We start from the raw sequence: 10,983 nt of genomic DNA on the forward strand, positions 1-10,983 counted from the left end.
CGCGACCAGCCACGACGGACCCGCACCCGCCAGACAACCGAACCTGGCACCCCCTACCGCCGCCTCCGCAACATCAGCACCCCACCCGCAACCGCCCCGATCCCCACAGCCGCAGACCACCCCACAAGGTCGTTCGACCCCGTCGCGGCAAGATCCGGGCCCGAAGAACCCTTAGCAGCCGCACCTCCACTGGCCGTAGGCCGAGGAGTCGACCCCGTCGACGCACCCCGCTCCCGCGTGAACGCCAGCGTGCCGAAGCCCAGTTGGTCGTAGCCGCCGCTGTTGGGGCCGTAGTCCCCGCCGCCCCCCTCCGGCGAGGACTTCGCGGTGATCTGGGTGAGGTAGGGGGCCGAGAGGGACCGGCGTTTGGTGTAGTGGTTGGTGATCATGGCCCAGATGGGGCGGGTCATGGTGGGGTCGACGCCGGCGGCCGCGGTGGCGGACTCGGAGCCGGACCAGCCGCCGATCGCACCCTTGCGGCGGGTGTTCGCGGTGTAGGAGACCTGCCCACCCATGCTCCACTTCGCTACGTACTGGGCGCCCTTGAGGAACCGGCTGTCGTCATGGCCGTACAGGTCGTACCCCTGGTTCCACGCCATCTCGCAGAACGTGCCCATGAGGCCGACCCCGAGCAGTGCGTGCCCCTGGTCCCGGCCGGCCTCCAGCCATTCGGCGAGGCCGTTGTCGAGGACGACGGGGATCGCGTTGCGGAGGGAGCCGAGGCCCTCGCCGTGCTTGAAGTAGTCGATGGCTCGGGCGACTTGGGACTTGTCGTCGACGAAGATGCCGGTGGCGAGGACGCAGGCCATGGCCGTGAGGTCCCAGTTGGTCCAGTAGTTGGTGACGACGGCACCGTTGTGGCGGACCAGGAAGTCGTCGCTGAGGGGGGGCGAAGACCTTGGTGAGGAGTTCCTGGGCGCGGGCGAGGTCGAAGTCCGGGTGGTCTCGGACGAGTTCGGCGGCGTTGGCGTACTGGTAGCCGTAGAGACCGGCGGCGAGGAAGCGGTCCGCGCTGCCGGCCAGCGAAGTCAGCTTCGCCGACCAGGCGTTGAGGATCGCGACTGCGGTGTCGGCGTGCGCGCCCTCGCCGCTGACGTGGAAGCGGAGGGCGTTCTGGTACGCGGCGTGGATGTCGTTGTAGAGGATCGCGTAGTTCTGGGGGCTGCCCGATCCCCGGTACACCGTGGTCTGCGGATTCGCCGTCCAGCCGCTCTGCGCATGGCGGTTGGCGGTCAGCCTGGCGAAGCCGGCCGTGTAGGGCGCGGCGCCCGCCTTCACCTTCGCGGCCATCCGCGCGAGGTCGGCCGTGGTGTGCAGCAGACCCGGGTGCGCGAACGCGGAGTCGGCGACGGCGGTGGCGGGCAGGGCTGCGGCCGTGGTCGCCGCGGCACCGGCGGCTCCCGCCGCCTTGAGCATGCTGCGGCGGCTGATCTGTGAAGTCACGTAGGTCGTTCCTCGCGTGCCGGTGGCTGGGGACGCTCAGGAGACGCGAGGGTGAGACCGTCGATAACAGAAAAGGGATCAGGCAAAGGGATCAGGCAGAAGGAACAGGTAAAGGAACACGCTAGGAGCCGTACCCATGAGCATCCGCAGGATCATGCCCGACATCCACGTCTCGTCCGGGGAGGCCCTGGCGGCCAACCGCGGCTTCTACGGCCTTCTCGGCTTCGAGGAGGTCATGGACATGGGGTGGGTTGTGACGCTGGCGTCGCCCGCCAATCCGACCGCCCAGATCAGCTTTCTCACCGAGGAGCGCACCGCGCCCGTCGTCCCCGACCTCAGCGTGGAGGTCGAGGACGTCGACGCCGTGTATGCGCGGGTCGTGGCGTCGGGCGCGGAGGTCGTACGGGAGCTTCGGGACGAGGAGTGGGGCGTACGGCGCTTCTTCGTCCGGGACCCGAACGGCCGGGTGGTGAACGTCCTCACCCACCGGGCCGGAGGGGCGTAGCGGCTCTCAGGCGTTGCGGTCCGCCACCGCCCAGGAGGCCAGCGCCACCGCGCCCGCGACTCCGAACACCGCGGGCCAGGCGCCGACCTTCTTGGCCAGCGGGTGGGAGCCGGCGAACGCGGCGACATACGTGGCCGTCAGCGCCCTGGCCGCCTTCCCGCCGGCCCGCTCCCGCCACTGCCGCGCGGCTGCGGCCCCGGCGACGGCCAGGACCGCCCCGCCCAGCGGCCGCTTCTTCGTCCAGCGGGCCACGCCGTACCCGCCGACGAGCCCGACAGTCGCGATCGCCGCACTGGGAACCTTCGCCATGTCCATCTCCTGCTGCTTTGGGTGATGTGCGCCCCCGAGATCTCCGAGGCTAACGCCGTCGTCGGCCGCGTTCGGAACCTGAGTCGAGGGCTGTCAAGTCCGCTCGCGCCGGGCCCGCAGTTCCGTCACGTACCCCGAGGAGACGGCGCAGCCCGCGGCGGCGAGGGCGAGGCCCACGGCGACGGGGGTGATGTACGCGGGGACGTCGTCGGTCGGGTAGCTGTCGCCGTCGTTCGTCTCGCAGACGAAGTCGAGGGGGATGAAGCTCACCGAGTAGTCGGTGACGTGGGCGGCCCGCTCGTCCGAGCGGCACGGCAGGATCGGCGACGAGTTCGCCCCGCCGTCCTCCGCGTCGAGGACCGCGCCGCCGACGTGCAGCAGGCCCCACGCGTACACGGCGGCCGCCACCGCTCCCGCGAGGGCCGCGACCCCGCGGAGCCCGGAGGGGAGGTCGCCGAGCCGGGCGAAGCAGTCGGCGGTGCGCCCGGCGCCGTAGCCGAGGAGCCCGCAGCCGGTGACCACGAGCACCAGGATGAGCAACGGAATCAGCAAGAACATCCAGACCCCCTGTTCGAATGTCGTGGTCAGCGTAATCGGACGGTGTCGAGGAGGATGTCGGTGACCGACCGAGAGGGGAGAGTGTCCGGTTGACCCACCTCGTCACCGGTGACGGCACCCGCCTCGCCTACCGCGACCACCCCGGCCCCGGGCCAACCGTGCTGCTCCTGCACGGACTTGCGGGCCATCTCGGCGAATGGGACCACCTCGCCGGGCGGTTGGCGGCGTCCGGGTGCCGGGTGGTGTCGTACGACGCCCGGGGGCACGGCGGGAGCACCCGGCGGCCGGTGTCGGTGAGCCGGGCCGCCCATGTCGCGGACGCCGTGGCCGTGTTGCGGGAGCTGGATCTCGCCCCGGCGGTCGTCATCGGGCAGTCCCTCGGCGGTCATACGGCGATGCTGCTGGCGGCGGAACACCCCCAACTGGTCCGTGCCCTGGTCCTGGTGGAGGCGGGGCCCGCGGGCCGGGAGGCGGAACTGCCGGGCACCATCGCGGCCTGGCTGGACAGGTGGCCGGTGCCGTTCGCGTCGCTCGCGGAGGCGACGGCCTTTCTCGGGCACGAGGCGTGGGCGCGGGGGCTGGAGGAACGGGCGGACGGGCGGTGGCCCCGCTTCGACCGCGACACGCTGGTCGGGACGGCGGCGGAACTGGCCCTGGACGGCTACTGGCCGCAGTGGTCGCGGGTGCGCTGTCCGACACTCCTGGTGCGGGGCGCGTCCGGCACCAGGCGGGACGCCGAGGCCGACGAGATGCGCGCCCGGCGCCCGGAGACCCGCGCGGTGGTGGTGCCGGGCGCCGCCCATGACGTACACCTGGACCAGCCGGAGCAACTGCACGTGGAGATCGAGAAGTTCCTGGGGGAGAGCGAGTGACGTACGTCTTCCTGGAGACCGCGCGGCTGCGGCTGCGGGCGTTCACCGAGGCCGACGTCGAGCGCCTCGTCGCGCTGGACGGCGACCCCGAGGTCATGCGCCATCTCACCGGCGGCGTCCCCACACCCCGCGAGACGATCCGCACCCGGACCCTGCCCCACCTCCTCCACGACCACCCCGGCCTCGGCACCCGCGGCTTCTGGGCGGCCGAGGAGAAGTCCACCGGCACCTTCCTCGGCTGGTTCGAGTTCCGCCCCCTCGACGACGCGAGCCCGGCCGTCGTCGAACTCGGCTACCGCCTCAACCGGCCCGCCTGGGGCCACGGTTACGCCACAGAGGGCTCCCGCGCCCTCATCGACAAGGGCTTCACCGACCTCGGCGTCCAACGGGTCACCGCCAACACCATGACCGTCAACCGGAGTTCACGCCGCGTGATGGAGAAGTGCGGGCTGCGCTTCCTGCGCAGCTTCCGCGGGGAGTGGCCGGAGCCGATCGAGGGGGCGGAGGAGGGGGAGGTGGAGTACGAACTCCTGCGCGCGGACTGGGTACTTCACCGAGGCGGTGCCTCATGACCGCGGCCCGCCCACTCCTCTACCTCGACGTCGACGGCCCCCTCAACCCGTATGCCGCCAAGCGCCAGCAGCGCCCCGAGGGCTACACCACCCTCCGCGTGAAGCCCGAGGGCTGGCTGGCCCAGCACCCCGGCGTCCCCCCGTCCCGGGTCCGGCCCCTCCGCGTCTGGCTCAACCCCGCGCACGGCCCCGCCCTCCTGCGGTTGGCCGACCGGTACGACCTCCACTGGGCCACCACCTGGACCCACGAGGCCAACACCTACATCGCCCCCGTCCTCGGCCTCCCCGCCCTCCCCGTCGTCACCTGGCCCACCCTCCCCGCCGGCGGCCCCGAAGGCACCTTCTGGAAGACCCACCACCTCGTCACCCACGCCGCCGGCCGCCCCTTCGCCTGGCTCGACGACGAACTCGACCACCGCGACCGGGCGTTCGTGGCCACCCATCACGCCGGCCCGGCTCTGCTGCATCGGGTCGATCCCCGACTGGGGCTGCGGGAAGGGGACTTCGAGACGGTGGCGGAGTTCGCGCTGGGGGTCTAGGCCCACTCGTCCGGCGGCCCCGGCACCCGTCCGGACTCCCAGACGCGGTCGAACTCGGACCGGAAGTTCTCGTACCACTCGCCGTCGCGGCCCGGGCGCAGGGTGAGGACGGCGTCGCCGGTGGCGGAGTTGTGGGAGTAGATGTCCACGTGGATGAGGCCGTCGGGGCGTTGGGGGTCGAGGAGGACCAGGCCGAAGGCGGGGACGAAGGGGAGGAAGCGGATCTCCAGGCGGTCCTGGGCGCCGGGGGTCTCCGCCAGCTCCCGGAGCAGGTCGAGGGACGAGCGCAGGCGGTTCTCGTAGACGCCGGGGCGGTCCGGCATCGTGCTGCGGCGGGCCGCCTCCGCCGGGGTGGAGCCGTGCGGGTCGATCAGGGCCGGCTTGACCGTCGCGCCGGCGGCCAGGCGGCTCCGGAGCTCGTCGATCAGGTTGCGCAGGGTCCGGCCCAGCGTCACCCCGACGATCCTGATGTCCTGCGCCCCGCGCACCTGTTGGAGGAGTTCGGGCTTGTCGTGCGCCAGGAAGTCCGCCGCGGAGACCTCACCGGCGGCCCGTGAACGCACCTGCTCCGACAGGTCCGTCAGCTGACGGCGGCTGCCCAGCAGGCTCCCCGCGAGCAGCGCCAGCGTGGCGAGGGTGGCCGCGGCCAGGGTCTTGTCGCCGACCAGGTCCAGGGCGCCGAGCACCGCCAGGGCCAGGGACAGCAGGGCCGTCGAGTAGATCTCCAGGTTCTCGCCGCGGGACAGGTCACGGCCCACTCGCCGCAGGAATCGCATGCGGGTCAGTGTGCGGTCGGGGTACGCCTCTGTCGAGATCGCCGGTTCACACCTCATCGAGCAACGCCGCGAGCCCGTGGTCCAGTTCGGGCCCCAGGTCCTCCGCGCCGGGTCTGACGACGTCGTAGGAGCGCAGCAGGAAGCGGCGGAGGGGGGTGGTGCCGAAGCGGATCACGGCGAGGCCCAGGGGGGAGTGGAACTCGATGACGGTGCGGGCCCAGCCGTACGGGCGGATGTGCACGTCGCCGTCGCCGGCCGGTGCGACGAGGCCCTCCTCCAGGAGGGTCCGGCCGAACATCCACGTCACGCCCTCACCGTCGGCGGAGACGTGCGCGGGGAAGTCGATGTGCACGGCGAAGGGGTCGGCGGAGGTGTAGCGCAGGGTGGGGCGGATGGGGAGTTCGGGGTGGTCGGCGGTGATCAGGCGGGCGCGGGTGGTCTGGTGCAGGGTCGTGAGGCGCATGAGGGTGGTCTCCGGTCTGTGTGCGGTGGGCGTCTGTTGCCGTGTCGAGTGGCTGGAGTGCCCCTTGATTACGCGGTGACCGGAGCGGTTTATGTGATCTGAATCACGGCCGGAACTGAATGATTGAAAGTTTTGTCATCTACGCTGACAAACCCTTCCGCGCCCCAACCGCCGGGAACTGGAGCGTTCCTGCATGACCGATCGACCGGCCAGAGTGCCCGCCCAGACGTCCCCCTCCGCGACCGCCGAGTACGTGCGGATCTACGAGGAGGAACAGCCGCGCCTCGTCGCGTACGCCCGCTCGCTCACCCGCAACACCTGGGCGGCCGAGGACCTCGTCGCCGAGGCACACTTCCGTGTGTGGCGGCGGCTGTCCGCCGGGCACGAGATCGAGAACGTCCCGGCGTACCTCATGACGACCGTGCGGCACCTCGCGTCCTCCGTCGCGAGCGCCACGCACGAGACCCCGCGCGACCCGCAGGTCCCGGAACAGGCCTTCGGCGCGGGCACCTTCGAGACCGCGGCCCGGCACGCGGACGACCCGGCCGAACAGGTCTCCTCCACCGACCTGTTGGTCCGCGTCCTCGGCCAGCTCCCCGAACGCTGGGTCCAGGCCCTGTGGCTCGCGGACGCCGAGGGCCAGCCGCTGGAGTCGGTCGGCCGGCAGATCGGCGCCAAGCAGGGCGCCACCGCCGTACTGCTGCACCGCGCCCGCGAGGGCATGCGGCAGGCGTTCCTGCGCTCGCAGACCGAGGCGCCCGACGACCCTGCGTGCGAGGTCCACTGGGTCCGCATGCCGGCGTACGTCCGTGGGAGCGCTACCCCGCGCCAGTCCGAGCGGCTGCTCGCCCACGTCGACGGCTGCGACGCGTGCCGGGGCCGCCTCGCCGTCCTGATCCGCGCCAACAACCGGCTGCCCGCGCTCGTGGGACCGGCGCTGCTGGTCTTCGTCGTCGGCGGCACGGGCAAGTTCGTGGCCTCGCTCACGGCCGGGTCGGCGGCGGCCGGCGGTGCCTTCGGCTCCAACGGCCTGCTGCACACGGCGCGTTCGGCGGGACCCAAGACCAAGGCGGCCCTCGCCTCGGGTACGGCGGCCGCGGCGGCCGTGGCGGTCGTGCTCGCGTTCGGCGTGAACGAGTCGCCCGCTACGGCGACGCTGCGGGGGAAGGGCAGGGTGCCGGTGGCTCAGGGGCCGGTGGTGCAGCCTTCGGTGGGGGCGACGGGGGTGCCGGGGGCGACGGGGGAGCATCGGGGGGATGAGCGGGACCGGACCCTTGCGGATGGTGTGGTGGGGGACGTTCAGTTGGTGGCGGGGGTTCGGGATTCCGGGGGCTCCGGGGGCTCCGGGGGTTCCGGGGATTCCGGGAGTTCCGGGGGCGGTTCGGGTGGTGGGAGTGTGGTGGGCGAGCCGAGTCCGCCTGCCGCGCCTGCGCCTGAGCCGGTTCCCGAGCCTGCGCCCGAGGAGCCGGCGCCGAGTCCCAGTCCTGTCGTACCCGCGCCGGGGGGTGAGGAGCCGGAGCAGCCGCCTGCGGAGCCGGAGCCCGAGGTGCCGGGGGACGTGACGCCGACTCCCGTGGATCCGGGGGGTGTTGGGGAGACGCCGGAGCCGCCGACGTACTCGGACCCGCCGGTGGACCCGGTGGACCCGCCGTCGGACCCCGTGGCCCCGCCATCGGACCCGGTGGACCCCTCGGAACCCCCCACGACGACCCCGGACCCGACCACGCCCCCTCCGGCCACCGGTGACGACTGCGACCCCACCCCGACCCCCGCCACCGAAACCACCCCCACCCCCGAAACCACTTCCACCCCCGGAACTACCCCTACAGACGCGGGAGTTGAACAGCCAGGTATGCAAAGCTGACGCCAGCCGCCGCAGGGGAGGTGCCCGCGGCCGCCTGAGAGGAGCGCACCGTGAGAGAGAACGGCTTCCGTGCCGAGGAGATCGACACCAGCAAGCCGCACCCCGCACGGATCTACGACTACCTGCTGGGCGGCAAGGACAACTACGAGGTCGACCGCGAGGCCGGTGAGCGGCTGATCGCGGCGGCCCCGGAGGCGCGGATCGGCGTACGGGCCAACCGGGCCTTCCTCAACCGGGCCGTCCGCCACGTCATCGGCACCGGCGTCCGCCAGATCCTGGACATCGGCACCGGCCTGCCCACCTCACCGAACGTCCACGAGACGGCACTTGAGGTCGCGCCGGACATCCGCGTCGCGTACGTCGACAACGACCCGATCGTGAACACCCACGCCGGCGCCCTGCTGAGCGCCGACGGCACGACGAGCATCGTCCTCGCCGACCTGCGCGACCCGCGGGCGATCCTGGACGACCCCGACGTACGGGCCGTGATCGACTTCGACGAGCCGGTCGCGCTGCTCCTGGTCGCGGTGATCCACTTCCTCACGGAGGCGGACAAGCCGGAGGAGATCGTCGCCACCCTGCGCGACGCGCTCGCCCCCGGCAGCCATCTGATCCTGTCCCACGCCACGGGCGACTTCGCCGACCGCGCCGGGGCGGCGGCCGTCTACAGCAAGGCCACCGCCAGCATGAACCTCCGCACCCGCACCGAGGTCGAGCGCTTCTTCGACGGCTTCGAGCTGATCGAGCCGGGCGTGGCCCAGGTGCCGTTCTGGCGCCCGGACGCACCCCCGCCGCCCCGCTCCGAGGAGATCGGCTTCTACGGCGGGGTGGCCCGCAAGATCAGCTGAAACCTCAGTGCTGGTACGGCTGCTGCGGGGCCTGTCCGCCGTACATCTGCCCCTGACCGCCCTGCCCGCCACCGGCGGCCGCCTGCGCCTGGAGCTGCTCCGCGTCCTGCGCGGTCACCTTGTTCTCCGCGCCGCAGAAGGTGCACTGCGTGGCGTACTTGGTGGAGATCGGGAACAGCGGCACGAAGAACAGCGTGAACTTCGTGACCCGCTTGCGCAGGGTGTGCGCGGCCGGGTTGCCGCAGCGCCCGCACACCAGCGTGAGTATCGCGAGCTGGTACAGGTACCCCTTGGTGCCGAAGAGGATGAACATGGTGTCGCCTTCCAGGATGGGTGCTTGGAGGCAGTATCCCCGAGCGGGTGTACGAACAGTGTGGGGCTCCGGGGACGGGCGCAGCGAGACCGCCCCCGGTCAGCCGCAGTCGAGCTCGTGGATCGCCGGATGGACCGGGTCGGTACTGGTGCCCTCGACCACGAGCGCGCCGTCGGCCCGCCCCCACGTCAGCCGGTACGACCCGGCGGCGACGGGCCGGTAACCGTCGTCCGCGAACCATGACCCCGACGGTCCCCACGCGACCCCGGTCGCCCCCGCCACCGCGTACACCTCACCGGTGCCCGCCATCAGGAAGGCCGTCTCCCGCACGATCGCCGTACAGCCGCCGGGGCCGGTGGGCCGTAGGACGAGGTACTCCGCCCCCAGATCACCGAGCGCGTTGAAACCGGTGCTCGCCAGGGCGACGACGGCCAGGAGGACGCGGCCGACGAGGCGTGGCGTGGATTCCCGGGGCGGGAGACGAAGGGCGCGGGACGCGTCGGCGGGCGCGGTCAGGACGAGGGACGCGGCGAGGTCGTCGTAGGAGATCGAGCCGTCGGGCGAGCGCCGCCGCAGCACCGCACGCACGCTCATCAGCACGAACGATACGAGGACCAGCAAGCCCGCCGGCATCCAGCTGGGCACCACCCGCCCCATGACGACCACCAGCACGCTGCTCCAGCTCACCACGACGGCGAGCCCCAGACCCCACAGTGCGAGGGCCCGATACGGGAACGGCCGTTTCGCAGCCGCAGCCGCCGTCCGCTCCAGGTCGACTCGCCACCGCGCAAGGTCCATCAGCGCACCCTAGCCCTGTACACGCCATGCTCTCGCGTCATGGCCTGGATCACCGCTTCGCCGGATGCGGCTGAGTCATCGCCGACTCGACACCTGGCATCGGTGGCAGTCCTGCATTCGCGTGACCGCTCAGAGCGGTCCCGGTGCGTCTGCTCGCAGCCGGGCTGTCGCGCAGCTGGAATGACCGGGCATGAAGGCGAACGCCCGTGAAGGCACTCCCGTACACGCTCCGGTCGACTCCATCCGAAACGTCCTCGGCCTGCTGCTGGCCGGCTTTGTCGGCACCCTGAACCTGGTCGGCCTCAACAGTGGGGAACTGACCACCGTTCTGCGCAACGAGACCGGGCTGGCGAACCTGCTGGCCCTGGTGTTCCTGGTTGCACTGATCACCGCCGTCGTGAGCGTGCTTGTCCCGAGGACTCAGCGCCTGAAGCGCCACCAGGCGGGCGGAATCGTGCTCCTGGCCCTCGCCGCATCACCGCTCCTCACCATCGTCGCCGTGACGATCCCCGGTGGTACCCGTTGGTGGACACGGGGAGGGGCGTTGGGGGTGTCGGTGCTGCTGGCAGTCGGTGGGGCGCTTCTCCTGCTCGGCAGGATCGGTCGACCCGGAGGGCGGGCTGTGTCCTGGCAGAGTGTCCTGCTGGCTTGCGCGGCGATTCTGACATTCACCGCGTCGTACGCGGCGGTACGGCTGGAAACCAAGAGCCAACTGGACACCACACGGCCCCAGTTGTCCGCGACGCTGACCACGGACGGGAAACTCGGCCGCATCTCCATGACGGTCTCCGCCGCCAGGCTGAGCGAAGGCGAGAAGGTTGGTGTGTTGGTGCGCGGACTACCCCGGGCAGCAGCGCGGAAATGCAACAGGTCAGGTGCTGAATGTGCTGTGGATGCGTGCCCGAAAGGCACCAGGAAATGTGATCACCTTGTCAGCGGTGCACTCGAACCGGACTCTGCCGGGCTCATCGACAAACAAGTGATCACCGCTGTGTTTGAGCTGTCCCGAGTTTCGTAGAGTCCGGTGATCTTGTTTCAGGCGGACTGCGGGACTCGTTCTTGGCCCTGCCAGAAGTCGCGTTCGTACTCGGCAGGTGGCACGTAGTCGAGCGCGGAGTGAAGA

The 10,983-nt window shown here is 71.5% G+C and carries 13 protein-coding genes and 1 pseudogene; 7 read left to right on the forward strand and 7 right to left on the reverse strand.

Features of this window, described 5'->3' with window-relative positions; translation table 11 throughout:
• Positions 1-53: 53 nt before the first annotated feature.
• Positions 54-1,416, reverse strand: a pseudogene (locus G3I78_RS38455) (alginate lyase family protein).
• 163 nt (positions 1,417-1,579) lie between these two features.
• Between G3I78_RS38455 and G3I78_RS38460 the strand changes: the two are divergent.
• Positions 1,580-1,948 carry a VOC family protein gene (locus G3I78_RS38460; protein WP_164433509.1) on the forward strand — a complete coding sequence of 123 codons (369 nt, stop codon included), beginning with the start codon at positions 1,580-1,582 and terminating at the stop codon, positions 1,946-1,948.
• A 6-nt stretch (positions 1,949-1,954) separates the two neighbouring features.
• Here the strand turns inward: G3I78_RS38460 and G3I78_RS38465 are convergent, their stop codons facing one another.
• Positions 1,955-2,257 carry a hypothetical protein gene (locus G3I78_RS38465; protein WP_164433510.1) on the reverse strand — a complete coding sequence of 101 codons (303 nt, stop codon included), beginning with the start codon at positions 2,255-2,257 and terminating at the stop codon, positions 1,955-1,957.
• Between the two features lie 93 nt (positions 2,258-2,350).
• A complete protein-coding gene (locus G3I78_RS38470) occupies positions 2,351-2,815 on the reverse strand; it encodes a hypothetical protein (RefSeq protein ID WP_164433511.1) in 465 nt (154 codons plus the stop codon).
• 89 nt (positions 2,816-2,904) lie between these two features.
• On the opposite strand from G3I78_RS38470, the gene G3I78_RS38475 reads away from it, so the two are divergent.
• From G3I78_RS38475 to G3I78_RS38485, 3 genes are read left to right on the forward strand one after another with little or no spacing between them, the layout of a single operon-like run.
• On the forward strand, positions 2,905-3,687 hold the full coding sequence (locus G3I78_RS38475) for an alpha/beta hydrolase (protein ID WP_164433512.1): 783 nt from the start codon (positions 2,905-2,907) through the stop codon (positions 3,685-3,687).
• Positions 3,684-4,259: a GNAT family N-acetyltransferase gene (locus G3I78_RS38480; RefSeq protein WP_164433513.1), complete on the forward strand. Its 576-nt coding sequence runs from the start codon at positions 3,684-3,686 to the stop codon at positions 4,257-4,259. The genes G3I78_RS38475 and G3I78_RS38480 overlap by 4 nt, the downstream gene beginning before the upstream one ends.
• Complete coding sequence (locus tag G3I78_RS38485) at positions 4,256-4,798, forward strand: hypothetical protein (RefSeq protein WP_164433514.1); 543 nt, start codon at positions 4,256-4,258, stop codon at positions 4,796-4,798. The genes G3I78_RS38480 and G3I78_RS38485 overlap by 4 nt, the downstream gene beginning before the upstream one ends.
• On the opposite strand, the gene G3I78_RS38490 is transcribed toward G3I78_RS38485, so the two are convergent.
• Both G3I78_RS38490 and G3I78_RS38495 read right to left on the reverse strand, forming a co-directional pair.
• Positions 4,795-5,574 (reverse strand): hypothetical protein, encoded by a 780-nt coding sequence (locus tag G3I78_RS38490; protein ID WP_203616074.1) that lies wholly within the window; start codon positions 5,572-5,574, stop codon positions 4,795-4,797. The genes G3I78_RS38485 and G3I78_RS38490 overlap by 4 nt on opposite strands.
• Before the next feature lie 46 nt (positions 5,575-5,620).
• Positions 5,621-6,037: an SsgA family sporulation/cell division regulator gene (locus G3I78_RS38495; RefSeq protein WP_164433515.1), complete on the reverse strand. Its 417-nt coding sequence runs from the start codon at positions 6,035-6,037 to the stop codon at positions 5,621-5,623.
• Between the two features lie 193 nt (positions 6,038-6,230).
• Between G3I78_RS38495 and G3I78_RS38500 the strand changes: the two genes are divergently transcribed.
• Complete coding sequence (locus G3I78_RS38500) at positions 6,231-7,901, forward strand: sigma-70 family RNA polymerase sigma factor (protein ID WP_164433516.1); 1,671 nt, start codon at positions 6,231-6,233, stop codon at positions 7,899-7,901.
• A gap of 50 nt (positions 7,902-7,951) precedes the next feature.
• A complete protein-coding gene (locus G3I78_RS38505) occupies positions 7,952-8,749 on the forward strand; it encodes an SAM-dependent methyltransferase (RefSeq protein ID WP_164433518.1) in 798 nt (265 codons plus the stop codon).
• Between the two features lie 4 nt (positions 8,750-8,753).
• On the opposite strand, the gene G3I78_RS38510 is transcribed toward G3I78_RS38505, so the two are convergent.
• Positions 8,754-9,062 (reverse strand): zinc-ribbon domain-containing protein, encoded by a 309-nt coding sequence (locus G3I78_RS38510; RefSeq protein WP_164433520.1) that lies wholly within the window; start codon positions 9,060-9,062, stop codon positions 8,754-8,756.
• Between the two features lie 99 nt (positions 9,063-9,161).
• The gene (locus tag G3I78_RS38515; protein ID WP_164433522.1) at positions 9,162-9,860 is read right to left on the reverse strand and encodes a hypothetical protein; all 699 of its coding nucleotides are present in this window, start codon (positions 9,858-9,860) and stop codon (positions 9,162-9,164) included.
• A 190-nt stretch (positions 9,861-10,050) separates the two neighbouring features.
• Between G3I78_RS38515 and G3I78_RS38520 the strand changes: the two genes are divergently transcribed.
• Complete coding sequence (locus tag G3I78_RS38520; RefSeq protein WP_164433524.1) at positions 10,051-10,878, forward strand: hypothetical protein; 828 nt, start codon at positions 10,051-10,053, stop codon at positions 10,876-10,878.
• The last annotated feature ends 105 nt before the right edge of the window (positions 10,879-10,983 follow it).

It is taken from the genome of Streptomyces sp. SID13726 (assembly GCF_010548375.1).
Lineage (GTDB): Bacteria > Actinomycetota > Actinomycetes > Streptomycetales > Streptomycetaceae > Streptomyces.

Coding starts and splice junctions, on each gene's coding strand:
- G3I78_RS38460 (WP_164433509.1), top strand. CDS start 1,580: ATGAGCATCCGCAGGATCATGCCCGACATCCACGTCTCGTCCGGGGAG.
- G3I78_RS38515 (WP_164433522.1), bottom strand. CDS start 9,860: ATGGACCTTGCGCGGTGGCGAGTCGACCTGGAGCGGACGGCGGCTGCG.
- G3I78_RS38520 (WP_164433524.1), top strand. CDS start 10,051: ATGAAGGCGAACGCCCGTGAAGGCACTCCCGTACACGCTCCGGTCGAC.
- G3I78_RS38495 (WP_164433515.1), bottom strand. CDS start 6,037: ATGCGCCTCACGACCCTGCACCAGACCACCCGCGCCCGCCTGATCACC.
- G3I78_RS38465 (WP_164433510.1), bottom strand. CDS start 2,257: ATGGCGAAGGTTCCCAGTGCGGCGATCGCGACTGTCGGGCTCGTCGGC.
- G3I78_RS38470 (WP_164433511.1), bottom strand. CDS start 2,815: ATGTTCTTGCTGATTCCGTTGCTCATCCTGGTGCTCGTGGTCACCGGC.
- G3I78_RS38490 (WP_203616074.1), bottom strand. CDS start 5,574: ATGCGATTCCTGCGGCGAGTGGGCCGTGACCTGTCCCGCGGCGAGAAC.
- G3I78_RS38500 (WP_164433516.1), top strand. CDS start 6,231: ATGACCGATCGACCGGCCAGAGTGCCCGCCCAGACGTCCCCCTCCGCG.
- G3I78_RS38510 (WP_164433520.1), bottom strand. CDS start 9,062: ATGTTCATCCTCTTCGGCACCAAGGGGTACCTGTACCAGCTCGCGATA.
- G3I78_RS38485 (WP_164433514.1), top strand. CDS start 4,256: ATGACCGCGGCCCGCCCACTCCTCTACCTCGACGTCGACGGCCCCCTC.